Source organism: Paraburkholderia bannensis NBRC 103871 (assembly GCF_000685015.1).
GTDB lineage: Bacteria > Pseudomonadota > Gammaproteobacteria > Burkholderiales > Burkholderiaceae > Paraburkholderia > Paraburkholderia bannensis.
The window spans coordinates 16,561-40,501 of the sequence record NZ_BAYA01000004.1 but is presented as its reverse complement, the minus strand read 5'-3'; the positions used below and the strand labels follow the sequence as shown (position 1 = coordinate 40,501).

Sequence of the window (23,941 nt, the reverse complement as noted above, 5' to 3'; positions counted from 1 at the left end):
TCCAGACCGCCGTTACGGCTTGCTGACGGTCTTTGAAAGGGTCCTGACGTGCGCCTGACGCATCTCACGCGGGCCCTGCAAGCGAATCGACAGCTCTTGCATGCGACCCAGGCCTGTGCGCCGGGCCACGGTCGGCGCCATCGGCGCGCGCGACCGGCGGGCAGCGGCGGCCTAATCACAAAACGCTCCGATGTCCTCCAACTCACCCGCTACCTCTTCACGCATGAGCGCGCCCGAAGTGCGCGCGACCGTGTCGCTTGCCGCGATCTTCGCGCTGCGCATGCTGGGCCTGTTCATGATCATGCCGGTGTTTTCGGTCTACGCGAAAACTATTCCCGGCGGCGACAACGTGCTGCTCGTCGGCATTGCGCTTGGCGCGTATGGCGTCACGCAATCGCTTCTGTATATCTTCTATGGCTGGATCTCCGACAAGGTCGGGCGCAAGCCCGTGATCGCCGCCGGCCTCGTGATCTTCGCGATCGGCAGCTTTGTCGCGGCAGGCGCGCATGACATGACGTGGATCATCGTCGGCCGGGTGATCCAGGGCATGGGCGCGGTGTCGTCCGCCGTGCTCGCCTTCATCGCCGACCTGACCTCCGAGCAGAACCGCACCAAGGCCATGGCGATGGTGGGCGGCTCGATCGGCCTGTCGTTCGCCGTGGCGATCGTCGGCGCGCCGGTCGTGTTCCACTGGCTCGGCATGAGCGGCCTGTTCACGCTGGTGGGGATTTTCTCGATCGTCGCCGTGGGCGTGGTGCTGTGGGTGGTGCCCGATGCGCCCCGGCCCGTGCATGTGCGCGCGCCGTTCTCCGAAGTCCTGCACAACGTCGAGTTGTTGCGCCTGAACTTCGGCGTGCTGGTGCTGCATGCCACGCAGACGGCGCTGTTCCTCGTGGTGCCGCGCCTGCTCGTCGATGCGGGCCTGCCGGTCGCCGCGCACTGGAAGATTTACCTGCCTGTCATGGGCCTGTCTTTTGTGCTGATGGTGCCTGCCATCATTGCGGCGGAGAAGAAGGGCAAGATGAAGGCGGTAGTGGTATCGGCCATTGGGCTTATCCTGATCGGCCAGCTTCTGCTCGGCTCGCTTGCGCATACCATTGCAATCGTGGCGGCGGTGCTTTTCGTGTACTTCCTCGGTTTCAATATTCTGGAGGCGTCGCAGCCGTCGCTGGTGTCGAAGCTCGCGCCGGGCACCCGCAAGGGCGCGGCTACGGGCGTGTACAACACGACGCAGTCGATCGGGCTTGCGCTTGGCGGCGTGGTGGGCGGCTGGATGCTCAAGCACGACGGCGCAAGCGCGGTGTTCTACACCTGCTCAGCGCTGGTGGCGTGCTGGCTTATAATCGCGGCCAACATGAAGGCCCCGCCCAAGCGGGCTGAGCCGAAACAGGCCTGAGTGCAGACATCAGCCTGGCCGGCCTGAATCCGTAAGAAGCGGCGGTGCGCCATGTGGCGCGCTTTCGTGCACAGACTCAAGGCTCGCAGCCAGGCATCGCAGCTACACATTTCGCGGAGGCGGTCCGCGCCCGTCAGTCGCACAATGACTGCAACGCGTGCGCGAACCGCGCGGCCGCTCCTCGCAACTGAATCAACAGGAGAATTTCATGGCATCCGTGAACAAGGTGATCCTCGTCGGCAACCTCGGCGCCGAACCTGAAGTGCGCTATCTGCCGAGCGGCGACGCCGTGGCGAACATCCGCCTCGCGACGACCGACCGCTACAAGGACAAGGCGTCCGGCGAGTTCAAGGAAATGACCGAATGGCACCGCGTGTCGTTCTTCGGCCGTCTGGCCGAGATCGTCTCGGAATACCTGAAGAAGGGTTCGTCGGTGTATATCGAAGGCCGCATTCGCACGCGCAAGTGGCAGGCGCAAGACGGCACCGACCGTTATTCGACGGAAATCGTCGCCGACCAGATGCAGATGCTGGGCGGCCGCAGCGGCGGCGGTGCATCGGCAGGCTCGGACATGGGTGATGACGGCGGCTACAGCCAGCAATCGTCGGCACCGCGCGGCGGCGGTCGTATGTCGGGCGGCGGCGGCGGTGGCGCTCCGCGTTCGAGCGGTGGCGGCGCAAGCAGCGGCGGCAGCCGTCCGAGCGCGCCGGCTGGCGGCGGCTTCGACGAAATGGACGACGATATTCCGTTCTAAGCGCTCATTCGCGCAGCATCCCTTTTAAGAGCCCTCGCAGCTTGCCGCTGCGAGGGCTTTTTCGTTGGTTTTCGTATTCCTCCGATTCAGACGCGCGAGCGCGATCTCTAAGCTGAATCTCCTTGAAGCGCGGCACGTCGCTGCGCCACACCGGAGTCCAGCCATGAGTCCCAGCCCGCTTATCGACCTCACCCGCCTGCAGCAGATTCCTGCTTCAGCGTCTTCCTCACGCGCCTCGGCGCTCAGTCTTGTCGCCGCTTTCGTCCGACGTTTGCTTGCCAGATAGCAGCTTTTCGAAGTGATTTGACATTTTGTCGTAAACCGTCAAAATGTCACTCATGACGAAGCCAGCCAGACCCGCTGCCAGTGCGCACGAACAGCAGCAACACGAAAACCAGCTCCTCTTGCGCGAGGGCCGCAAGATCGTCGAGGCGCTCGGCCAGACGCTCGCGCCGCTTGTCGAAGTCCTGCTGCACGACCTCACGACGCCCGACCAATCGGTCGTCGCCATCGCCAACAATCTGTCGGGTCGGCAGATTGGCGACGCCGCCACCGAAATGGGTCTCGCGCGGATCGCTGACCCTGGCTTCCCCGATGTCGTCGCCAACTACCCGAATCGCTTCCCGGACGGGCGTCCCGTCAAAAGCACCTCCATCGGCCTGAAGAACAGCGCGGGCGAGTGCGTCGCGGCCATCTGCCTGAACATGGACGTGTCGCTGCTCGGCGCGGTCACGGCGGGCCTCGGCCAGCTGATGCAGACCGGCGCGGCGGCACCGGTCGCCGAAACGCTCGCGCCGCACACGAGCGGCGAGGCGCGCGAAACGATCCGCGCCGCGCTCGAACGCTTTGCCGCCGCGCGCAACACCACGCCCATCGGCATGACGCTCGCGCAGCGCCGCGACGCCGTGCGCGAACTTGCCGAAAGCGGCCACCTGAACCTGCGTCACGCGCTTGCCGAAGTCGCACGCACGCTCGGCGTGGCGCGCCCGACCGTCTATTCCTACCTGCCCAGCGAGCACCGACCATGAGCACCTTGCCGATCACCTTCGAAGACGTCGCCGCCGCGCACGAGCGCATTCGCGGCGTCGCGCATCGCACGCCCGTCATGACCTCGCGCACCGCGAATGCGCTGGCAGGCGCGGAGCTGTTCTTCAAGTGCGAGAACTTCCAGCGCATGGGCGCGTTCAAGTTCCGTGGCGCCTACAACGCCATCGCGCAGTTCACGCCCGAGCAGAAGCAGGGCGGCGTGATCACGTTCTCGTCGGGCAATCATGCGCAGGCGATCGCACTATCGGCGCAACTGCTCGGCGTGAAGGCTGTGATCGTGATGCCGCACGACGCCCCCGCGGTGAAAGTCGAAGCCACGCGCGGTTACGGCGGCGAAGTCGTGTTCTACGACCGCTATACCGAAGACCGCGAAGCGCTCGGCAAGCGCCTGGCCGACGAGCGCGGCCTCACGCTGATTCCGCCGTACGACCACCCGCATGTGATGGCGGGGCAGGGCACGGCGGCCAAGGAACTGTTCGAGGAGGCGGGCGAGCTGGACGTGCTGCTCACGCCGCTGGGCGGCGGCGGGCTGCTGTCGGGCTGCGCGACGGTGGCGCATGCGCTCGCGCCGCGCTGCACGGTGATTGGCGTGGAGCCGGAAGCGGGCAACGACGGCCAGCGCAGTTTCCAGTCGGGCGAGATCGTGCACATCGACACGCCCAAGACGATTGCCGATGGCGCGCAGACGCAGCACCTCGGCCACTACACCTTCGCGGTGATCCGCGAGCGCGTGCAGGAAATCGTCACCGTGAGCGACGCCGAACTCGTCGAGACGATGAAGTTCTTCGCGAGTCGCATGAAGCTTGTCGTCGAGCCGACCGGTTGCCTCGCAGCCGCGGCGGTTCTGCACCGCAAGGTGGATGTGCGCGGCAAGCGCGTCGGCATCGTGATTTCGGGCGGCAATGTCGATTTGCTGCGTTTCGCCGATCTCGTCAAAGCCGCAGGCTGATCTGCGTCGATTCGCGGCTCGCTCAACCGAGCAGGGCCGCGAGTGCCTCGCGTGCATGGCTCACCTGCGCGCTCTCGCCGGGCCGCCCCGGCAGCAGATGAAACTCCGCCGCCGGCAGCGCCGGCAGGCCGAACGAAGCCGGGCAGGCTTGCACGCCCTCGCCAATCGCCGATTCGTTCAGGCACGAAATCCCCAGTCCCGCCTTGAGCGCCAACTGCAGTCCGGCGACGCCCGACGCCGAATGCGAAATCAGATACGGCATGCGTTCGCGTTCGAGCAGCTTCACCACGTAACGCTGCAACTGGCACGTCGAGGGCAGCAGCACGAGCGGCCACGGCGGCGCGAGCGAGGCATGCTCGCGCAGCGTCTCGTGCGCGCCGACCCACAGCAGCTTCTCGCGCCGAATCACGGTGCTCTGGCGCCCGCTTGCGTCATCGGCGCGCGCCGAGGCGCGGCGTGGCAACGCAGCGACGACGCGCAGCGACAGGCCGATGTCGAATACGTTGTCGTGCGCGCTCGCGTCGATCGTCGCGCTCGGCAGCACGGTCACGTGCAGTCGCAGCCGCGGGTGCTGGCTCGCGAAGCGCCGGATGATCGCGGCCACGTCGTGTGGCCGGTAGTAGTCGGTGATCGCGAGACGCAGTTCGCCATCGAGCGAGCGCCCGAGCATGTCGTCGAACGCGGCGTCGCACATGGCGACGATGCGGTGCGCGTGCGCCGCGAGCTTCGCGCCCGCGGGCGTGTGCGCGACGCCATGCTTGCTGCGCACGAATAGCGGCTGGCCGATGCGCTCCTCCAGCTTCTTCAACTGCTCGCTCACCGACGACTGCGAAAGAAAAATCCGCTCAGCGGCGCCCGAAACGCTGCCTGCTTCCGTCACAGCGAGAAAAGTGCGCAACTGCGCGAGATCGAGACCGCGTGCGTTCATGTCGATACTGGCCCTGGCGCTGCTGATGTTTCGGAATTTCCGATGATGTCGATTTAATATTCCCGCTTTTCCGATGGATAGTGCGCCTTTAGCATGGCCGCAGTCAACGTATTTCTGGAGACGGTCATGGAGCACGCGATGGAACAGGCAATGGGGCGTCGGGCGTCGCATCGCTGGAAGGTATTGAGTGTCGGCGTGGTGGCCAATGCGAGTTTTGCGGCGGCGTTTTCGGGGATTCCGGCGACGGCGGTGTCGTTACGCCCCGCTTACGGGATCGGAACGGGGGAGCTCGGAATCGTGCTCGGCATGCTCGGACTCGGCATCGTGCTCAGCGAATTGCCATGGGGACTGCTAACTGACCGATGGGGCGACCGGCGCGTGCTGCTGTTGGGGCTGGCTTCGACGATGGCAGCGCTTGTCGCCATGGCCATCTGGGTTTCGCCCACGGCGGCTTATGTGCCGGGCACGCATGCGCTGGCGGCGGGCTTTCTCGCCGTCGGACTGCTGGGCGGCAGTGTCAACGGATCGAGTGGACGCGCCGTCATGGCCTGGTTTGGGCCAAAGGAGCGTGGCCTTGCCATGAGCATCCGGCAGACGGCGGTGCCTGCGGGCGCGGGCATGGGCGCACTGCTGTTGCCGGCGCTTGCTGCCCATGCGGGGTTCATGTGGGTCTATGGCGCGCTCGCCGCGATGTGCTTTCTATCGGTAATCCTCACGATTATCTGGGTGCGCGAACCCGTGGTCGACGAGCAGCAGCCTGTTGCGAACCCGTCGCCTGACGCCGCAAAGCCTGCGCGTTCGCCATTACTGCGCGGGGAGGTCTGGCGCATGGTCGGCGGCATCGCGGCGCTCTGCATGCCCCAGGTCGCCGTGATCACGTTTGCAAGCGTCTTCTTGCACGATTTCGGCCATGTAAGGAGCGAGGCAACCGGCGCGGTGCTGGCGGCGGTGCAGATCGGTGCGGCAGTCATGCGTGTCTGGAGCGGGCGCTGGACTGACCGGCGCGGCAATCGCAGTGTCTATCTGCGTCTATGCGCGGCGCTTACTGTCGTGTTGTTCGTCGCGCTGGCGGCGTCCACGGCCTGGTGCGCGCACACCGTTCATGCGGCGATGGACTTGCCCTTGCCTGTCTTGATCGGGCTATCCGTGCTGCTGGCGGCGGGTGGCATCGCCGCATCGGCATGGCATGGCGTCGCCTACACCGAGCTCGCGACGCTTGCAGGCGACGGCCGCGTGGGCAGCGCGCTGGCGATGGGCAACACGGGCGCGTTTATCGCCTTCTGGCTAGCGCCCTCTCTCATTCCGATGCTGCTCGCGGCCCAGGGTTGGACTGCTGTGTGGCTTGGCGCAGCGGCGTGCGCGGGCCTCGCGTGGCCAGCATTCGCGCGAGCGGGTTCGAACCGCTCGCATGCGGGTGCCGCGATTGTCGTGGCCGCGCGCAATTCCGATCGCCAGACGAATGGTGGCGCTGCGATTTGATAGGGGAAACAGCGCATTGTCTTAAGCGCGAGATATAAAAATGAGAATTATGCGAATCTCGCGCATTTGATACGTATAACTGATTAAGTAGTTGCGATTGAGAGAGTATTGATGATTAGGATATTTCTTATTCTGGCAATCTTTAATCAATGTTCAGATGAGGCCTTCAGAAAAGTTGCGTGTCGAGCAACGACGAAAATGGTGCGGCCCGCCTGACGGTCCGGGCACGCGTCGGCCGATCCGATACCCCTACACCATCGAGAGAGAGCCACCTTGAAGCTCAGAGTCGTCCTTGCTGACGATCATCCATTTGTATTGCTAGGCGTGCGTTCGGCGCTAGAGACGACTGGCGACATCCAGATCGTCGGCGAGGCAACGGGCCCGCGCGCACTTTTGCGCACGCTTGAAAGAATTCCCTGCGATATCGTGCTCACCGATCTCACGATGCCCGGAGAGCCCGGCGAATCGGAAGACGGACTAAGCCTTGTGCGACGCCTGCGGCGCGACTGGCCGCATTTGCGCATCGTGGTGCTCACGAGCATTGCGAACGTTGCGATCCTGCGCGCGGTGATGAACACGGGCGTGACGGCGCTGATCCGCAAGAGCGAACCCATGGATGAACTGACGGCGGCCGTGCGCGGAGCGGGCAACGGGCTGCGATACGTGAGTCGCTCGATCCTCGAAGAACTCGCGGCGGCGGGCACGGAACGCGCCGACAGCACGCGTGTGCCGCGCCTGTCGCCACGGGAATCCGAAGTCATCCGTCAATTCGTGCACGGCCGCACGATTACCGAAATCGCCCGGACGCTCGACCGCGACGTACGCACGGTGAGCCGCCAGAAACGCGACGCAATGGCGAAGCTTGGCGTGAGCAACGACGCAGGGCTGTTCGCCTTTGTGCGGGCTCACGGTCTGCTATGAACACTACCTCACCCAGCCAGGCCCACGTGTGGCCGTCTCATCTGTCTTCTGTGTCCGCGCGCGAAGGCGTTGAGCGAGGCGCGGCCGAAGCGGTCGAGTCCAGGGCCTCTCAGCAGGCGCAGCCGCTGAGGTTGCTCGTCGCTGACGACCATCCGCTCGTGCTGTTCGCACTCGACAATCTGATCGCCACGCTGCCGAACATGTGTATCGTCGCGCGCGCGCAAACCGTCGCGCAGCTATTCGATGAAGCCGCGCGGCATGCGTTCGATCTCGTCGTGATGGATCTGCACATGCCTGGCGACGGTTACGAAGAGGGCCACAGCGCGATTCGCAGTTTCCAGCGCGAACATGCAGGCAAGCCCGTGGTCGTGCTCACGATGGACGACGACGCCAGGGTGTTGCGCGAGGCGCTAGAGCTCGAAGTCGAGGGCGTGCTCAGCAAGCGCGACCGCATCGACCTGATTCCGGTTGCGATCGCTTCGGCCATGGCGCATGAGCAATATGTGGGGCCGTCAGTGCGCGACCTGCTCGAAAAGGCCGCACGCGAGGAGCGACATGCGCATGTGCATCAGGTGCTGTCGCGGCGCGAGTACGAAGTCATTTCGTACTACGCCACTGGCCTTGGCGTGACCGAGATCGCCAATCTGCTCGGGCGCAGCGTCAAGACCATCAGCGCCCAGAAGTGCTCGGCGATGAAGAAGCTTGAGCTCACGAGCGATATCGAGCTCTACCGGTTCGCGATCGACTGCGGCGTCGTGCACGCTGAAACGCCCGAATGAGTGAGCACGCGCGAGCGAAATGCCTCGCGCGGCTGCTTGTCTCTGTCAGATTCAGTCGCGAATAGTCATCGCGTACTCTTCGCGATTTTCAGAGTAGTCCTATCCGATCAGACAAGCATCGTGAGCATAATTTTTAGCTCGACGCGCGAACTGTCGGCCATCGCGAATTTTCCGATCCCGTTTCTGGTTTCTGACAAGGCCGCCGGCACATGGCGGCGCGCGCAGTAACCGGAAGAGGGCACAGGACGATGAAGCTCGGCGAGCGTTTGGCGGTTGAGGCCGCGGGCACGGCATGGCTCGTGTTCGTGGGCTGCGCGAGCACGGCGCTTAACACGAGCGCGTCTGCGCCGGGCTGGAACGTCTTCGAAATGGCTGCCGCCTTTGGCCTTGCCCAGACTGTCGCGGCTTACGCCTGCGGGCGCGCATCGAGCGCTCACTTCAATCCCGCCGTTACGATCGGCTATGCCATCGCGGGCCGTTTTCCCACTCGCGACGTTGCACCGTATATCGCGGCGCAGACCGCAGGCGCACTCGCGGGTTCGACGCTGCTCGCGGTCGTGGCGAGCGGCCGCCCTGGATTTGCGTTCACGGTTTCCGACTTCGGCAGCAACGGCTATGGCGAGCATTCGCCTGGCGAGTACGCGCTTGCTGCCGTGATTGCCATTGAGCTGGCGATGACGTTTGCCTTCGTCCTTCTTCACATCGTGATGTCGGCTTCGCAGCCACGGCGCCGTGCCGCGCCGGTCGCGCTAGGGGCGTGCCTGACAGCGGCCTACCTGATCGCGATTCCGGTGAGCAACGGCGGCTTGAATCCAGCGCGCTCTACCGGCTCGGCGCTCTTTGTGGGCGACTGGGCGCTCGATCAACTCTGGCTGTTCTGGGCCGTACCCATGCTCGGCGGGCTCGTAGCCGGCGCGTTCCATCGCCTTGCGTTGTGCCGCCGCGCCCGCATCAAGCGTCGCGGCGGGCCGTTCGGCGAAGCCTGAACTGCGACCATGAGCGCGCCGCGACCCGACATGCTGGTTGCTCGCCTGTTCGTCATCCGCGGCGTTGCGCGTGCGCGGGCGGTTGCGGCGGCTTTCGCGCTGATCGCACTTATCGCGTTGATCGCGTGCGCTGCGTGCGCGGGGGCGGCAATGGCGTCACCGGCAGGGCAGAGCGTGCGGGCGAACGATGCGCGCACCCTGCCGTCAACGCTCAGCGTCGGGGTCGTCGCGGGCGGCTGGCCGCCTCTCGAAGTTCTCGACGGCAACACGGTGAACGGCTTCAGCGCCGACTACCTGCGTCTGCTCGTCGGCCCAGGCGTGCGCCTCGTGCCGCACGTCTATCCGAACATGAGCGCGTTGCTCGCGGGCGCGTGCGCTGCCGAAATCGACATTGTCATGAGCGTCGCGCGCTCGCCGCAGCGCGACCGGTGCCTCGCTTTCACCGTGCCGTATTTGAGCGGCAACAGCGCGTTCGTGACGCGCGCGGGCAACGAAGCGCTCGTGACTTCGGCCCAGCGTCTTGCGCGTGCGCGTATCGCCGTCGAGCGCGGCTACGTGCTCGAAGCGGTTCTGCGCCAGCGCTTTGCGCAAGCCGATATCGCCGTGTTTCAGGATACCGGCGCGGCGCTGCATGCGGTCGCCCAGGGGAGCGCCGACGTCTATGTTGGCTTCGCGCCGGTCGTGCGCTATCAGCTTTCACTCGCTGCCTGGCGCGGCTTGCGCATCGCCTACGAAGAAAGCTTCATGGTGCGCGAGCTGCGCTTTGGCGTGCCGCTCGCCAAGTCTGCACTGCGCGACCAGTTGAATGTTGCCGCCGGTGGCGTGCGCCCGGCAGCCGCCGCCGCGCTGCGCATGCGCTGGCTCGGCAACGGCGAGACGCGCGGCGAAGGCCCGCGCGTCTCGCCGCTGGTGCTCGATCCAGGCGAGCGCGAGTGGCTGCGCTCGCTGCCGCCGTTGAAAGTGGGCTTCGATCCGGGCTGGCTGCCGTTCAGCTATGCGAGTCAGCGTGGCCAGGCGACGGGCATGGCGATCGATTACCTCGACTATCTGAGCCGCACGCTGGGCGTCACGTTCGAACGCGTGCCCATCGCCAGCTGGCTGGACGCCGATGCGCAATTCCGGCGCGGTGACCTTGCGATGCTCGCAACGTCGGAAGGCGATGGCGGCCTGGCCGCTGGCACGCTCTACACGCAACCGTTCGAGCACTATCCGCTCGTCATCGTGGGGCGCCGCGACGAGCCGATGACACGCAGCCCCCGCGATCTCGCCGATCGCCGCATCGTGCTGGCGCCGCACGCGCCGTCCGCCCAGCAACTCTTCGGGGAGTCCCAGCCCGTGCGGACTGAGCGGGCCACGACGCTCGAAGCCGGCCTCGCCCAGGTTCGGCGCGGCGACGCCGATCTTCTGGTGGGCGACGCTGCCGCGCTCGACGGGCCGCTCAGCCGGCAATATCTCGAATCGCTCAAGGTGGTGGGCGCGCTAGGCACCGACGAATCGACGGCCTTTGCGGTTCGCGGCGATCTTGCTTCACTCCAGGGCCTGATCGATAAGGCGCTCGATGCGATGTCGCCCGTCGAGCAGCAAGCGATCCGCAATCGCTGGACCGCCGCCGCCGCCATCGAGCGTCGAGGGGGATGGAGCATGAACGCGCTGCGTCTGCTGCCCTTCGTGATTGCCTTTGGCGTGGTGCTGCTCGTGACGCTGCGCGCCTATGTGCTGTTGCAGCGCGAGATGCTGAGGCGACGTCGCGCCGAGCAGGTGCTCGCAAGGCAGGTCGAATTGCAGGACACGATGACGGAGATGATTCCGTATCCACTCGGGGCGCGCGATCTGGAGAACCGCTATCTGGCGGTCAACCGTGCGTACGAAGAGATGACCGGCTTGCAGCGCGGCGAGGTGCTTGGGCGCACCGGTGCGGCAGTGGCCGCATGGGGCGACGAAATCAGCCGTCGTGTCGACGCGCTCTATACGAAGACGGTCGAGGAAGGCGAGAGCCAGCGCGTCGAATTCGTGTTCGACGAAACGTCCAGGCCGGGCCTGTCCGAGGGCGGGCGCAGGCACGGCATTTTCTGGACGCGGTTGTGCCGCGACGCGCGCGACGAGCCGTTCTGCGTGCTCGGCACGATGATCGACATCACCGAAATCCGCCGCGCCGAAATGCGCGCACGCGCGTCCGAGCGGCTGCTGTCAGACGTCACGGGTTCGCTGCCCGCGCTCGTATTCCAGCTACGGCGCAGCCGCGACGGCCAGTACACGTTTGCTTATCTTGGCGGCGATACGCAGCGTCTGCTCGGCGAAGCGGCCACGCAACTCATGCGGAGCAGCGCGCTCGATCTCGCACGCGTACATCGAGCCGACCGCGCGCGGCTCTCGGCCGCGCTCGAACGGTCGGCGCGCCTGCTCTCGCCGCTCAACACCGAGTTCCGCTTTCAAGGCGCAGGCGGACTGCTATGGGTGCGCGCGGAGTTCGTGCCGCGCGGCATGGAAGATGACGCGGTGGTCTGGAGCGGCTATGCGGTGGACGCGAACGTCGAACATACCCGCGCCACCGAACTGTCGCGCGCACGCGATCTGGCGGAAGCCGCGTCGCGTGCGAAGGACGACTTCCTTGCCATGATGAGCCACGAAATCCGTACGCCGATGAATGGCGTGCTCGGTCTCATGGAGGTGCTGGAGCGCACGCCGCTCAATCCGGATCAGACGCAGATGGTCGGGATGGTGCACGAATCGGCGGGCGCGCTGCTCCAGATCCTCGACGATCTGCTCGACTATTCGAAGATCCAGGCGGGGCGGCTTGTGATCGACTCGGAGCCTTTCGATATGCGCGAGCTGGTCGACAACGCAGTGGGGCTGCTCGCGGGGCGCGCGCATGAAAAGGGGCTCAAGCTGCGCGTGGATGTCGGCGCGGGCGTGGCGGCGCAGTTGCGCGGCGACAGCGTGCGGCTGCGGCAGATTCTCTTCAATCTGCTGAGCAACGCCATCAAGTTTACGCCGCATGGCGAGGTTAGCGTGCGCGTGTCGGCGAGTCCGGCAAGCGGCTTTCACGGCGCGCAGCGCCAGCGTGTGTCAATCGCAGTGGCCGATACGGGCATCGGCATCGCGCCGCAGGCACAGGCACAACTCTTCGAGCCCTTCGTACAGGCGGAAACGTCGACGACGCGGCGTTTTGGCGGCACGGGCCTTGGCCTCACGATCTGCCGCAAGCTCGCGGCGCTGATGGATGGCACGCTTGAACTGCGCAGCGAAGTCGATCGGGGCACGTGCCTCACGCTTCACATCGCTTTGCCGGTTGAGGTTCAGGGGGAGACGCCGGCGGCCCATGCGAGCGGGCCGCGCGGCAAGCGCGCGATCGTGCTCTGCGACGACACGCCGGTGGCCGAGGCCTTGATGCACTTTGGCGTGGCGCTCGGCATGGAGATGTCGCGCGCGCAGTCCGCCGCGCGTGGCCAGGCGGGGCGACGCGCATTGGCTGCGCTGCGCAAGCTGGCGCAGCGCGGCGGCGTCGATCTTGTCTTCGCCACCGAGGCGCTGGCCGGTGAGCTCGACGACCTTGCCGTGCCCGTCATTCGCCTGACGGAGAATCCCAAGCCCAGTGGTTATCGGGTCGCGGAGAGCGGCGTACGGGTGAGCGTCAACCCGCTTTCCTGGCATGGGCTCGGCGCGGCCTGCGCAATGGCGATGACCGGCTTGCCCGCGACGCCGGCGCGGCACGCGCCATCCGCTGAAACGGCCCTGGTCGCGCCCGATCGCGAGAAGGAATGCGCGGCGGGCCGCTTGATCCTGGTCGCCGAGGATCATCCCGTGAATCAGGAACTGATCCGCCATCAGCTTGCGTTGCTGGGCTTTGCCTGCGATGTGGTCGACGATGGCGCGCAGGCGCTCGTGGCGCTTGAGCGCACACGTTACGGTTGCCTCATCACTGATTGTCATATGCCGAACGTATCGGGCTACGACCTCGCGCGGCGTGTGCGCGAGATCGAGGCGCTGGGCGTGCGCAAAAAGGCAAAGGGCAACGGCCGGGGCGAAAGCAAGCCGCCGCGCGACGCGGTGCGTCTGCCGATCCTCGGCATCACGGCGAACACCGCACCCGAGAACACACGTCTGTGCCGCGAAGCGGGCATGGACGACTGCCTGATCAAGCCCACGCGCGTCGCGACGTTGCGTGAACACCTCGCGCGCTGGTTCGGCGCGGAGGGCGGCCACCGTGTCGCGCCAGAACGCGTGGTGCTGGATGCAGACCAGGGCCGTGATGGACGCATGGCGGCGGAGGCTGCGCACGGTAATGAGAGAAATAGCGCGGGCAATGGCGAGGTAAATTGCGAGGTAGTTAGTGCGCCAGACGGCGAGCCGCTCGATCTCGCGCACATGATCCAGGTGTGGGGCAGCGAGGCAACGGTGAAAGCGCTGCTGGCCTCATTCGTGAGCGCGATGCGCGACGACCTGAACGCGCTGCCGGCACTGCTTGAGGATGTCGATGTTGCGCGACTGCGCGAATGGCATCATCGGCTCGCGGGGGCCGTGGGCGTACTGCACTATCCGGCGCTGCTCGCCGTGCTCGAAACCTGGCGTAGTCATATGAACTGTCACACGGCGCAGCAGTTGCGCGAGGAAGGGTTCGCGCTGATCGGAACGTGTCACGCCATGCTCGATGGCATCGAACAACAGGCGGCCCTGCTGGCCTGACGCATTGCGCCGGTGGTGCGAATCATTTAGTACGGATCCGAAAATGATCCAGACATGGCGCAAAACTGGCAGCTCTGTCAGAAATGCAAAAAAATCGTGTCGAGGCGCTGAAGCAGGCGAAAAAAAACGCGGCCGAAGCCGCGTTCAAGCTTGGAGACCCTTCGATGAAGAGTCACTTCTCGCAGAAACAAGCATAGTTCGCGAGCCGCCAAAAATCGAGATAAAAACCATCAATTAACTATTACACGATGTGTCGATAATCGGCTGGCGCGTGACTTCGTTTTGCCGAAACCAGTCCACCGTGAAATCGACGAACGAGCGTGTTTTTGCCGGGACGTGACGACGGCCCGGATAGACGAGCGAGAGTTCCTTGTCGGCGTCGCGAATCTCATAGGTGGCGAGCACGCGTACGAGCGTGCCTGCCTCAAGGTCGGTGGCGACCTGGTTCGCTGGCAGGATCGTGATGCCCATGCCCGCGAGCGCCGCCTGACGCAACATCACCGAGTTGTTGACGGCGTAGGACGGATCGATCAGAACCGGCACACGCACGCCGTTGGCATCGTCGAAATGCCATTCGTTGCCGTGGATGTCGGCGGACGGGGCGAGCAGCGTGTGACGCACGAGTTCGGCCGGATGGGCAGGGGCGCAATGCGCGCCCAGATAGGCGGGCGACGCCACGGCGACCGGCGCCACGGTGACGAGCGGGCGACGGATCAGCGTGCCGCCGCTCACCTGGCGCGGTGCGACGATGCCTGCGTCGAAACCTTCTTCGATGAGATCGACCGGGCGATGCAGCAGCGTGAGCGCAACGCGCACCTGCGGGAACGACGCAAGAAACTGCTTGAGCAAGGGCGTGAGGCCGTGCAGCGAGAACGATGCGTGCGCGACGAGCCGCAGCGTGCCCGAGGGCACGGACACGCCGTGCGCGATCTGCGTTTCGATACGTTCGAGATCTTCCAGCACTTGCCGGCACGCCTGCGCGTACGCGCTCCCCGCTTCCGTCAGCGAAATGCTGCGGGTATTGCGATTGATGAGACGCGTATTGAGATGCGACTCGAGCAATGCGACATAGCGCGTGACGACGGCATTCGACATCTTGAGGGTTACGGCGGCGCGGCCAAACGAGCCGTTCTCGGCAACGCTGACGAACACGCGCATCGCCTGAAGCTGATTCATGGTCTTGGGACGCGTCAACATGGGGTGCGAAGGCGCTGAGGCGCTGTCTTTCTGGGGGCGAGGCGCGATGCGGGTCGAGTCGCGAACGTTGCCGGATCGTACCGGCACGCATAGCCCTACGGAATGGGACTGATCCTATTCGCGTCTTTTCCTGCATTGATCGTGTTGCCTCTTGACAACGCTATTTCAGGATACCGAATCACATTGATTTTCCAGCGCGAAATTGAGATTGAGTGGACGCGTTGTCCATCAAGCGATTGCGGCGAAGCACGAAGGGTATTTCGACTTTTTCAAAAAGCCTTTTGTGTTCGTGCGGGATGGCTTCACCAAAAGTGACGCCAATAAACTTCGCTTTGCAAATTGAATGCGGCGCCGTGATTGCGGCGTGAGGGGATAACGAGCCGGCACGCTGTCGGTGAAATCGTCTACCAGTGCAGCAGGGTTTTAAAACGAAGGAATCACCATGAAAAAGAGTCTGGCTATCGCGGCGGCAGTCGCCGCCACTTTTGCATCGGCGTCGTACGCTCAAAGCAGCGTGACGCTCTACGGCATCGTCGATGCGGGTTTCACGTACACGACCAACGTGAACGGCAAGGCAAACTACGCGATGACGAGCGGTAACATCCAGCAAAGCCGTTGGGGCATGCGCGGTGTCGAAGATCTTGGCGGCGGCCTGAAGACGATCTTTACCCTCGAAAGCGGCTTCAATATGATGAACGGCCAGCAGGGTAATTCGCTGAACAACAACAGCCTGTTCAACCGCCAGGCCTATGTGGGTCTGACGCAAGACCAGTACGGCACGGTCACGTTCGGTCGCCAGTACGACTCCGTGGTCGATTACCTCGCACCGCTGACCGCAGTCGGCTCGTGGGGCGGCACTTACTTCGCGCACATGGCTGACAACGACAACGGGAATGCATCGTTCTCGCTGAATAACGCGGTCAAGTACACCAGCCCGAACCTGTCGGGCTTCCAGTTCGGTGGTGCCTACGCTTTCTCGAACCAGGCCAACGGCTTCGCGAACAACCGTGCGTATAGCGCCGGTGCGGGTTACTCGTATGGCGGCCTGCGTGTCGCGGCAGCCTACCTGCAGGCAAACAACGCAGGCAGCCTGACCAATCCGGGCGGCGCGATCACCAACGACCAGTTCGTCTCGGGTCAGCGTCAGCGCGTCTGGGGCGGCGGCGTGAACTACACCTACGGCCCGGCAGTGGGCGGCGTGGCCTTCACGCAGACGCGCCTGAACGGCCTGAGCGACAACCTGTCGGTGCGCTTCAACAACATCGAAGCCAACCTGCGCTACAACCTCACGCCGGCCCTGGGCATTGGCGCGATGTACACGTACACGAACGTGAACGGTTCGCTGCTCAGCTCGGAAGGCGGCGGCAAGACCGCGCACTGGAACCAGTTCGGCCTGCAAGCGGACTACTCGCTCTCGAAGCGCACGGATGTGTACCTCGAAGGCGTGGGTGCATGGGGTTCGGGCGAAGCTGCCGTGGGCAGCACGCAGGTTGGCTTCGTGTCGCCGACGAACTTCTCGTCGTCCAAGAACCAGGGCATCGTCTCGACGGGTATCCGTCACCGCTTCTAATCAGAGCGGATGCAGTAGTTCGAACGATGTCGGCGATCCGGCAGCGCGCCGGGTCGTCAACGCATAAGGGTAGCAAAGTAGAAGGTAGTACTTGGGTTCAGAGCGCCGTTCGCGGCGCTCTTTTTTTTTGCGTGCGATATCTTCGTGTCATGCCGCTTTCGGTAATGACGCTGCGAACGTCATTGGCGGATTTGCTCTAGCATGTGGCTTCGCGGCTGCAGCCTGGGAGGCCTTTCAGTTTTCTCTGGTGCAGCGCGTCACAACAACGGAGAAATCCCATGAAAGCGCTTCGCCCGCTCCAGCTCGCTCTCGCTCTGTGTGTTCTCGCTTCCGGTGCCGCTTTTGCCGATACCGTCGCGCTGAAAGCCGATCTCGAACCTTCCAGTGAAGTGCCGCCTCGCGTGAGTCATGGCCACGGCATGCTCAACGCCACGTTCGACACCTCCACCAAATCGCTGAACTGGAACGTCACTTACGAAGGCCTGTCGACGCCGGTGACGGCCGCGCATTTCCACGGCCCCGCACCCGTTGGCCAGAATGCGGGCGTGCAGGTGCCGATTCCCAAGGGCGAACTCGCCAGCCCGATCAAGGGCAGCGCCACGCTCACCGACAAGCAGGTCACCGACCTGATGGCCGGCCAGTGGTATTTCAACGTGCATACGCAACAGAATCCGTCGGGCGAAATCCGTGGTCAGGTGTTGCCCGCGAACTGACGACGATTCATGAGCCTGCAAAGCCGCTTCATTTGCTGGTGGCTGCGTCGCCGCTTCCTGCCGGTGACGCGCCGTCCTATCGACGTCGCGCGCACGCGCGCCAATACGGATAAGCGCGTGTGGCTGCCGCCGGTGCCCGCAGGCTGGCAACTGCGTGAGCAGTATGGTCATGGCGACATGCCGTTGCGCGGCGAGTGGCTGGTTCGCGAGGGCGGGGCGCCGCGCACGGTGCTCTATCTGCATGGCGGCGGCTATTACTTCTGCTCGCCGAAGACGCACCGCGCGATCACCTATGGTCTCGCGACGCGTGCGCAAGCCGATGTCTTTTCGCTCGACTACCGGCTTGCGCCCGAGCATCCCTTTCCGGCGGCGCTCGACGATGCGCTCGCGGCCTACCGGCGTTTGCTCGCCGATGGCGTGCGCGCGGATTCGCTCGTGATCGCGGGCGATTCCGCGGGCGGCGGCCTGGCGCTGGCGACGCTCGTCGCGTTGCGCGATGCGGGCGACAAACTGCCGGCCGGTGCGCTGCTTTATTCGCCGTGGACGGATCTGGCCGTGACGGGCGCGTCGATCCGCGAAAACGACGGACGCGATCCGATGTTCTGCGGCGACGTATTCGCGCGCGTCGCCGCGCTCTATCTTGGCGAGGCTGGCGTGGCGCGCGCAACCGATCCGTACGTCTCGCCGCTCTACGCCGATTTCCACGGTTTGCCGCCGCTCTTCATGCTGGCGGGCAGCACCGAGACCCTGCTCGACGATACGCGGCGCGTGGCCGACCGCGCGCGCGCCGCGGGCGTGCAGGTGGACTGCAAAATCGCGCGCGGCCTGCCGCATATCTGGCCGATCTACGCGCCCTTCATGCCCGAGGCCCGTCGCTCGCTCGACGATTCGGCGCGCTTCGTGCAACGCGTGACCATGATCGACACGACGGCGCGCGCGCAGAAAACCGCTTCATCCGGCCAGTCGGCTCATTCCAGCGAGAGCTCGATCTCGTCGTAAGCCGCATGCACGGCGGCCTCGCCATAGCGGCGTTCCAGCCGTCGCACGGTGAAGTGGCCGTGCGCGACGTTCTGGAAGTGGTCGATAAACACCGTGTTCACCATCGCGCCGAGCACCGCGCCGATTGCCGGAATCGATTTCGCCGCAACCTGCTCGCTCACCTGCACGGAAAAACGCGCGGCCACGGTCTGCATCAGCTTGAGCAGGGCGGCCGAGCCATGCGCGGCGAAACCCTTGGCCGCCATCTCCGACGACGCCTTCGACACCGCCTGTGCCAGCGCGCCCCGCACGACGAAGTAGCCGAAATCGGCTTCGTCGTCGGAGGCCGAGCGCCCGCCCATGCCGAACACGGTGAGGCACTGGAGCTGGGTGTCGGCGTGCGTGATGTCTTCGCCTTCGCTGCGCGCGATGTCGCAGATCGAGCGGAACATCAGCGTCGTCGTCACGGGCAATTCCACCGGCAGCGCGAACAGGCCAAACGCGCCGCCCGCCGCGCCGGTGGTCGCGACCGCGAACTTGTGAAGCAGGTTGCTGGGCTTTGCGGGCACGGTCGCCGCAAGCGCGCTCTCGCCCTGCTTGCCGAGCGTCTTCAGCGCGAGTTGCAGGCATTTGCGCAGCGCCGCCTGGGTCGCATCGTTGACCTTGTCGTTGGCGACGGCGGGCAGTTTTGCGATCAGCTTTTCGACCGGCGCGCCGACGATGGCGGCCAGCTTCATGCCGAGCGGCGGGGTTTCCAGTTCGTGTTTGGCGCGCTTGAGCGCGGCGAGATCGGCTTCTGAAAAATCGCTGAGTGACGCCATAGGTCTCCCGGAAGACAGTGCGGCAAGCGCCGCTCGACCCCCAGTTTATCGAGGATCGGCCGCGCTACTGCGTGCTACTATATGAATCCTTTGACGTGTCAATCGTTGCGGGATCAAAAAATGGCCGTTCATACCGCCGCCCACCACTCCAGCGGGCAGGTGCTGCCGTTCCGTGAATCGCTGCTGGCGATGCTCGGCGTGTCCTTCGTGACCATGCTGGTTGCGCTCGACCAGACCGTCGTCGGCACCGCGCTGCCGACCATCGTCGCCGAACTGCGCGGCTTCGAGCTCTACGCGTGGGTCGCCACGTCCTATCTGCTCACCTCGGTCATTACCGTCCCCATTTTCGGCAGGCTCGGCGACTACTATGGGCGCAAGCCTTTTGTGATCGCGTCGATTGTCGTGTTCACGCTCGCCTCGGTGCTCTGCGGCGCGTCCAGCAGCATGCTGTTCCTCGTGATCGCGCGCGGACTGCAGGGCATTGGCGGCGGCATGCTGGTCGGCACTGCGTTCGCCTGCATCCCCGATCTCTTTCCCGATTCGGTCGTGCGACTACGCTGGCAGGTGCTGATGAGTTCGGCGTTCGGCATCGCCAATGCGGTCGGGCCGTCGCTGGGCGGCTTTCTCACGCAGTACTACGGCTGGCGTTCGGTGTTCTACGTGAATCTGCCGGTCGGTCTGCTGTCGCTGTTCTTCGTCTGGCGCTACCTGCCGCATCTGCGCCACATCGCGCACAAGGAGCGCATGCGGCTCGACTGGCCGGGCGCACTGCTGATCGCCGTCACGCTCGGCAGCTTGCAGCTCTTTGTCGAGCGTCTGCCGCAGCATGGCGTGACGCTGTCGGCGCTCGGTCTGCTTGCGATTGCCGCCGCGGCAGCCTGGGCGCTGTGGCACTGGGAGCGGCGTTGCCCGCAGGCGATCCTGCCCGTCGATATGTTTCGCAACGCCAGCCTCAACGCGCTCTTCACGCTCGCGGTGCTGGGCGGCTTCACGATGTTCTCGCTGCTGTTCTATGCGCCGCTCCTGTTCCAGGGCGGCTTCGGCATGTCGCCGAACGAGGCGGGCGTGGTCATCACGCCGCTGGTGGTGTTCATCACGATTGGCAGCATTGCGAACGGGCGCATCGTGTCGCGCATCCGTCACCCGAACCGCATGCTCTATATCGGCTTCGCGATGCTCGCGCTCTCGTGCTTTGCGGTGGCGCTCGCGTCGCACAACACGCCGCGCGGGCTGCTGATGGCGTTCATGATCGTCGGCGGCCTGGGGCTGGGTTTCGTGATGCCGAACCTGACCGTGTTCGCGCAGCAGACCGCGGGCCGCGAGCATCTGGGCATCGCCACGGCGCTGCTGCAATCGCTGCGCATGATCGGCGGGATGATTGGCACGGCGCTGACCGGCACGCTCGTCACGCAGCTCTACTCAAGCGGCGTGCACAAGGCGCTCGACGCCGATGGCGCGCTGCACTGGTTCACGCAACTCGCCGATCCGCAAATTCTCATCAACCGCGACGCGCAAGGCGCGCTCGTTGGCGAACTGGCGAAGGCGGGGCACAATGGCGCGCCGCTGCTCGAAGCCGCGCGCGAGGCGCTGGTGGGCGCGATTCATCTGGGGATCGCGCTGGCGGCGGTGGTGGCGCTGGTGTCGTTCTGGCAGACGCGGCGCGTGCCGCTCATCAAGCTGCAACGCAAGGTCGAGCCGATCATTCACGCCGACTGATCCGGGCAGGCGCAGGCGCGCCGCCATCGACACGAACGCAATCAAGCAATCAGGCAGGAAAACACAGCATGGAAGCACAGGATCGCATCGCCATCATGCAGCAATTCGGACGCACGTATCGCGCGTTCATGTCGGCATTCGAGGCGCAGGTGGGCCATCCACTGCCGCGCTGGCGGATCCTGCTGGCGTTGCACGAACAGGACGGCGCGTCGTCGCAGAAGCGTCTGGTCGAGCGTCTGCGTGTCGACCCGGGCGCGCTTACGCGTCAGTTGAAGCCGCTGGAGTCGCTTGGCTGGATCGAGCGCAGCGCCGACGAGCGCGACAACCGCATCACCAACGTCAAGCTGACCGCCCAAGGCCGCGAGGTCGTCGAAGCCGGCCTGCCGCGCCGCAACGAGTTCCTGCGCGTGGCGATGTCGCTGCCCGACGACGCGCTCACGGCGCTGTCGGGCGCGCTGCGCATGATGGAGGAGCGCATCGGCGTGGCGGCGGCGCAGACTGCGCAAGGCAGCCCGGCCGCCGATTGACGACTCGACGGCTTGTCGAGAAAACGGTCAGAAGAACGTTTCGATCACTTCCGTCACGCGATACTCGCTGTCGACCATCAGCACCTGACGCCACTTGTCGAAGGTGAGACACGGGTGCGAGATATCGAAGCCGATCATGTCGCCGACCTTGATGTCCGCATCGGCGGGAATCTGCAGGTAGGCGTGCTGATCCATCATCTGGAACACCTGCCAGCCTTCCTTCGCGTCGATCTCGCGCGGCGCGCCGTGAACCTCGCCGTCACGCGCCGGACGATAGTGGCGCGACGGTTCCGGAAAGCCCGCATCGAATGCCGCGTCGCGCTTGCCGAAGCCGATGATCGCGCGGCCCGGTTCCGGAATCGACTGCACGCACGCCCAGAGTTGCAGCGCGGGCAGCAAGGCCACGCCCATTTCGCGCGCGACCGGATTGCGCGAGAGGATGTCTGACTGCGCCTTCTTGTAGACGCCCACGTCGTGCGTCAGGTAGCAGCCGGGACGCAGGATCACGTCGATGGTGCCAGCCTGCGCGGCTTGGGCGAATTCCTCGGCGACGATGTCGTACCACGCCGATCCCGCGCCCGAAAGCAGCGCCGGCGAGCGCGAGAAGCGGCCCGCTGCGGCGAGTTCCTCTGTCACGTTGAGCGCGTCGCGCAGGAAGGTGCGCACCTCGCTTTCTTCCTTGAGCACGCCTTCGTAGATTTCCACGCCCGCGAGACTGAGCGAATCGGGATAGCGCTCGATCGCTTCGAGCACGGCGCGGCGCGTTTCGGCGTCGCGCACGCCCGTGCGCCCGCGCGGCACGCCCAGTTCCAGCAGCACTTCGAGCTTGCGGTGGGCGGCGCGGAAGAATTCGCCAAGTTGCTCGACGCCTTCCACCGAATCGACCAGGCAGAAGAATTCGAACGTTGAGTCGCTGAGCAGCTCGGCGATGATGGCCATGTTGCGGCGGCCGACGAGCTGGTTCGCCATCAGCACGCGCGAGATGCCGCCGCGATAGGCGGCGCGCGTCTGATGGGCGGTCGCGAGCGTGATGCCCCAGGCGCCTGTCTCGATCTGGCGGCGGAACAGTTGCGGCGCCATCGTCGTCTTGCCATGCGGCGCGAGTTTCACGCCGTAGCGCGTGACGAATTCCTGCATCCACTTGAGGTTGTGCTCGACGCGATCTGCATACAAAACGGCGGCGGGCAGGCTCACGTCCTCGGCGAGCAGGTTCCATTCGAGGCGCCCGGCGTCGCCCAGCGGCACGCTCGCGCCGGGCACGTTGCCGAGGCCCTTGCTGTTCGGGTCGATCGTCGCACTCTGATAGTTTGTAACTTTCATTTCCGTTCGCTCCATATTCTCCGTTACGCCTTATATTACGGTATCGACAGCTTGTGGCGTTGACTCGGTGATAGTACACAAAGTACCATCTCTGCGTGAAATGTTATTTACTAACAGAATCATTTGAAACATCCCCGCAGTCCAATCTGAATCTTGCCCGACTCCCATGAATTCCGCCTCTGAGCCTGGCCGCTTCGATATCGTCGCGCGAATCGCACAATGCGTGCCGGATCTGCGTCCGGCCGAGCGCGACGTCGCCGCGCTCGTCCTCGACGACATCGCCGCCGCCGCACGCGCCAGCATCGGCGAACTGGCGCAGCGCGCGGGCGTAAGCGTCGCGTCCGTCACGCGCTTCGCCAAGACCGTCGGCTGCCAGGATGTGCGCGAACTGAAGCTGCGGCTCGCCCAGGCGGCGGCGGTGGGCGAGCGCTTCCTGCGCGCCGCGCCTGACGAAAAGACGGGCAGGAACGATGCGCCCAAGGGCAAACGCCGCAAACAGCGTGCGGACGATGCCGATGCGGCCGCGGCTGACGGTGCCGCGCTTCCCACGCGCGTCTACGAGGAAATCCACTCGGCGCTCGCTCGCAACCACGAACTGCTGCGCCAGGCGCCGTTCGCCCAGGCCGCGGCTGCGCTCGCGAGCGCGCGCATGATCTACGTGTTCGGCATGGGCGGCGGCTCCAGCGCGCTCGCCGACGAAATGCGCTTTCGCCTCGTGCGTCTTGGGCGTCCGGTCGCGTCATATCAGGACAGCCTGCTGCAGCGCATGGTCGCCAGCACGCTTACGCCCGATTGCGTGGTCGTCGCACTGTCCGTGACCGGTCGCGTGCCTGAGCTGCTCGACGCTTGCCGTATCGCGCGCGACTATGGCGCGAAGCTGGTCGCGCTGACTGCGCCCGCGTCGCCGCTGGCCGCGCTCGCCGACTGGCTCGTGCCGATCGTCGCGAGCGAGACCGATTTCATCTACAAGCCGTCGTCGTCGCGCTACGCGATGATGATGGCGCTCGACGTGCTCGTGACCGAACTCGCGCTCTCGCAGCCCGAGCAAAGCCGCGAATTGCTGCGCCGCATGAAACACACGCTCGACGCGCATCGCGGCACGGCCGGGCGCGGCGGCGAGCGGCAGCCGCTGGGCGACTGAGCCGGCTGCCGAAGCGCAAGTGAAGCAGCGAGCGGG

Annotated in this window: 19 protein-coding genes; 15 read left to right on the top strand and 4 right to left on the bottom strand. The window is 65.1% G+C overall.

Features of this window, described 5'->3' with window-relative positions; genetic code table 11:
• The first annotated feature begins 223 nt into the window (after positions 1-223).
• The 4 genes from BBA01S_RS06170 to BBA01S_RS06150 all read left to right on the top strand — a co-directional run bounded on the left by BBA01S_RS06170 (position 224) and on the right by BBA01S_RS06150 (position 4,146).
• Positions 224-1,396, top strand: coding sequence for an MFS transporter (locus BBA01S_RS06170; RefSeq protein WP_027815662.1), 1,173 nt, complete (start codon positions 224-226; stop codon positions 1,394-1,396).
• A gap of 208 nt (positions 1,397-1,604) precedes the next feature.
• Positions 1,605-2,150: a single-stranded DNA-binding protein gene (locus tag BBA01S_RS06165; RefSeq protein ID WP_027815661.1), complete on the top strand. Its 546-nt coding sequence runs from the start codon at positions 1,605-1,607 to the stop codon at positions 2,148-2,150.
• A gap of 338 nt (positions 2,151-2,488) precedes the next feature.
• Positions 2,489-3,178 (top strand): helix-turn-helix transcriptional regulator, encoded by a 690-nt coding sequence (locus BBA01S_RS06155; RefSeq protein ID WP_042296401.1) that lies wholly within the window; start codon positions 2,489-2,491, stop codon positions 3,176-3,178.
• On the top strand, positions 3,175-4,146 hold the full coding sequence (locus BBA01S_RS06150; protein ID WP_027815659.1) for a threo-3-hydroxy-L-aspartate ammonia-lyase: 972 nt from the start codon (positions 3,175-3,177) through the stop codon (positions 4,144-4,146). The genes BBA01S_RS06155 and BBA01S_RS06150 overlap by 4 nt, the downstream gene beginning before the upstream one ends.
• Positions 4,147-4,168: 22 nt before the next feature.
• Here BBA01S_RS06150 and BBA01S_RS06145 read toward each other — a convergent pair whose 3' ends face one another.
• Positions 4,169-5,074: a LysR family transcriptional regulator gene (locus tag BBA01S_RS06145; protein ID WP_027815658.1), complete on the bottom strand. Its 906-nt coding sequence runs from the start codon at positions 5,072-5,074 to the stop codon at positions 4,169-4,171.
• 138 nt (positions 5,075-5,212) lie between these two features.
• On the opposite strand from BBA01S_RS06145, the gene BBA01S_RS40265 reads away from it, so the two are divergent.
• The 5 genes from BBA01S_RS40265 (at position 5,213) to BBA01S_RS06120 (ending at position 13,922) form a co-directional block, all read left to right on the top strand.
• Positions 5,213-6,553, top strand: coding sequence for an MFS transporter (locus BBA01S_RS40265; protein ID WP_407668297.1), 1,341 nt, complete (start codon positions 5,213-5,215; stop codon positions 6,551-6,553).
• A 273-nt stretch (positions 6,554-6,826) separates the two neighbouring features.
• Positions 6,827-7,474, top strand: coding sequence for a response regulator transcription factor (locus BBA01S_RS06135; RefSeq protein ID WP_027815657.1), 648 nt, complete (start codon positions 6,827-6,829; stop codon positions 7,472-7,474).
• Entirely contained in the window at positions 7,471-8,253 is a 783-nt protein-coding gene (locus tag BBA01S_RS06130) for a response regulator transcription factor (protein ID WP_084161895.1), read from the top strand. The genes BBA01S_RS06135 and BBA01S_RS06130 overlap by 4 nt, the downstream gene beginning before the upstream one ends.
• A 248-nt stretch (positions 8,254-8,501) precedes the next feature.
• Positions 8,502-9,239, top strand: coding sequence for an aquaporin (locus BBA01S_RS40260; protein ID WP_042296233.1), 738 nt, complete (start codon positions 8,502-8,504; stop codon positions 9,237-9,239).
• Positions 9,240-9,248: 9 nt separating this feature from the next.
• Positions 9,249-13,922 (top strand): ATP-binding protein, encoded by a 4,674-nt coding sequence (locus tag BBA01S_RS06120; protein ID WP_027815655.1) that lies wholly within the window; start codon positions 9,249-9,251, stop codon positions 13,920-13,922.
• A gap of 234 nt (positions 13,923-14,156) precedes the next feature.
• Here BBA01S_RS06120 and BBA01S_RS06110 read toward each other — a convergent pair whose 3' ends face one another.
• Complete coding sequence (locus tag BBA01S_RS06110) at positions 14,157-15,098, bottom strand: LysR family transcriptional regulator (protein WP_027815654.1); 942 nt, start codon at positions 15,096-15,098, stop codon at positions 14,157-14,159.
• A 463-nt stretch (positions 15,099-15,561) separates the two neighbouring features.
• Here BBA01S_RS06110 and BBA01S_RS06100 point away from each other — a divergent pair, with 463 nt between their 5' ends.
• The 3 genes from BBA01S_RS06100 (at position 15,562) to BBA01S_RS06090 (ending at position 18,401) form a co-directional block, all read left to right on the top strand.
• The gene (locus tag BBA01S_RS06100) at positions 15,562-16,689 is read left to right on the top strand and encodes a porin (RefSeq protein ID WP_027815653.1); all 1,128 of its coding nucleotides are present in this window, start codon (positions 15,562-15,564) and stop codon (positions 16,687-16,689) included.
• 278 nt (positions 16,690-16,967) lie between these two features.
• Positions 16,968-17,402, top strand: coding sequence for a CHRD domain-containing protein (locus BBA01S_RS06095; RefSeq protein ID WP_027815652.1), 435 nt, complete (start codon positions 16,968-16,970; stop codon positions 17,400-17,402).
• Between the two features lie 9 nt (positions 17,403-17,411).
• Positions 17,412-18,401 carry an alpha/beta hydrolase gene (locus BBA01S_RS06090; protein ID WP_027815651.1) on the top strand — a complete coding sequence of 330 codons (990 nt, stop codon included), beginning with the start codon at positions 17,412-17,414 and terminating at the stop codon, positions 18,399-18,401.
• Here BBA01S_RS06090 and BBA01S_RS06085 read toward each other — a convergent pair.
• Positions 18,371-19,201 carry an EcsC family protein gene (locus BBA01S_RS06085; RefSeq protein ID WP_027815650.1) on the bottom strand — a complete coding sequence of 277 codons (831 nt, stop codon included), beginning with the start codon at positions 19,199-19,201 and terminating at the stop codon, positions 18,371-18,373. The genes BBA01S_RS06090 and BBA01S_RS06085 overlap by 31 nt on opposite strands.
• A 120-nt stretch (positions 19,202-19,321) precedes the next feature.
• Here BBA01S_RS06085 and BBA01S_RS06080 point away from each other — a divergent pair, with 120 nt between their 5' ends.
• The gene (locus tag BBA01S_RS06080) at positions 19,322-20,917 is read left to right on the top strand and encodes an MDR family MFS transporter (protein ID WP_027815649.1); all 1,596 of its coding nucleotides are present in this window, start codon (positions 19,322-19,324) and stop codon (positions 20,915-20,917) included.
• A 68-nt stretch (positions 20,918-20,985) separates the two neighbouring features.
• The gene (locus BBA01S_RS06075; protein WP_027815648.1) at positions 20,986-21,444 is read left to right on the top strand and encodes a MarR family winged helix-turn-helix transcriptional regulator; all 459 of its coding nucleotides are present in this window, start codon (positions 20,986-20,988) and stop codon (positions 21,442-21,444) included.
• 27 nt (positions 21,445-21,471) lie between these two features.
• Here the strand turns inward: BBA01S_RS06075 and BBA01S_RS06070 are convergent, their stop codons facing one another.
• A complete protein-coding gene (locus BBA01S_RS06070) occupies positions 21,472-22,764 on the bottom strand; it encodes an amino acid deaminase (RefSeq protein WP_027815647.1) in 1,293 nt (430 codons plus the stop codon).
• Between the two features lie 166 nt (positions 22,765-22,930).
• On the opposite strand from BBA01S_RS06070, the gene BBA01S_RS06065 reads away from it, so the two are divergent.
• Entirely contained in the window at positions 22,931-23,905 is a 975-nt protein-coding gene (locus tag BBA01S_RS06065; RefSeq protein ID WP_027815646.1) for a MurR/RpiR family transcriptional regulator, read from the top strand.
• Positions 23,906-23,941: the final 36 nt, after the last annotated feature.

Excerpts from the sequence above, each read along its gene's own strand:
- BBA01S_RS06170 (WP_027815662.1), top strand. The coding sequence starts at position 224 with ATGAGCGCGCCCGAAGTGCGCGCGACCGTGTCGCTTGCCGCGATCTTC.
- BBA01S_RS06165 (WP_027815661.1), top strand. The coding sequence starts at position 1,605 with ATGGCATCCGTGAACAAGGTGATCCTCGTCGGCAACCTCGGCGCCGAA.
- BBA01S_RS06155 (WP_042296401.1), top strand. The coding sequence starts at position 2,489 with ATGACGAAGCCAGCCAGACCCGCTGCCAGTGCGCACGAACAGCAGCAA.
- BBA01S_RS06150 (WP_027815659.1), top strand. The coding sequence starts at position 3,175 with ATGAGCACCTTGCCGATCACCTTCGAAGACGTCGCCGCCGCGCACGAG.
- BBA01S_RS06145 (WP_027815658.1), bottom strand. The coding sequence starts at position 5,074 with ATGAACGCACGCGGTCTCGATCTCGCGCAGTTGCGCACTTTTCTCGCT.
- BBA01S_RS40265 (WP_407668297.1), top strand. The coding sequence starts at position 5,213 with ATGGAACAGGCAATGGGGCGTCGGGCGTCGCATCGCTGGAAGGTATTG.
- BBA01S_RS06130 (WP_084161895.1), top strand. The coding sequence starts at position 7,471 with ATGAACACTACCTCACCCAGCCAGGCCCACGTGTGGCCGTCTCATCTG.
- BBA01S_RS40260 (WP_042296233.1), top strand. The coding sequence starts at position 8,502 with ATGAAGCTCGGCGAGCGTTTGGCGGTTGAGGCCGCGGGCACGGCATGG.
- BBA01S_RS06120 (WP_027815655.1), top strand. The coding sequence starts at position 9,249 with ATGAGCGCGCCGCGACCCGACATGCTGGTTGCTCGCCTGTTCGTCATC.
- BBA01S_RS06110 (WP_027815654.1), bottom strand. The coding sequence starts at position 15,098 with ATGAATCAGCTTCAGGCGATGCGCGTGTTCGTCAGCGTTGCCGAGAAC.
- BBA01S_RS06100 (WP_027815653.1), top strand. The coding sequence starts at position 15,562 with ATGAAAAAGAGTCTGGCTATCGCGGCGGCAGTCGCCGCCACTTTTGCA.
- BBA01S_RS06095 (WP_027815652.1), top strand. The coding sequence starts at position 16,968 with ATGAAAGCGCTTCGCCCGCTCCAGCTCGCTCTCGCTCTGTGTGTTCTC.
- BBA01S_RS06090 (WP_027815651.1), top strand. The coding sequence starts at position 17,412 with ATGAGCCTGCAAAGCCGCTTCATTTGCTGGTGGCTGCGTCGCCGCTTC.
- BBA01S_RS06085 (WP_027815650.1), bottom strand. The coding sequence starts at position 19,201 with ATGGCGTCACTCAGCGATTTTTCAGAAGCCGATCTCGCCGCGCTCAAG.
- BBA01S_RS06080 (WP_027815649.1), top strand. The coding sequence starts at position 19,322 with ATGGCCGTTCATACCGCCGCCCACCACTCCAGCGGGCAGGTGCTGCCG.
- BBA01S_RS06075 (WP_027815648.1), top strand. The coding sequence starts at position 20,986 with ATGGAAGCACAGGATCGCATCGCCATCATGCAGCAATTCGGACGCACG.
- BBA01S_RS06070 (WP_027815647.1), bottom strand. The coding sequence starts at position 22,764 with ATGAAAGTTACAAACTATCAGAGTGCGACGATCGACCCGAACAGCAAG.
- BBA01S_RS06065 (WP_027815646.1), top strand. The coding sequence starts at position 22,931 with ATGAATTCCGCCTCTGAGCCTGGCCGCTTCGATATCGTCGCGCGAATC.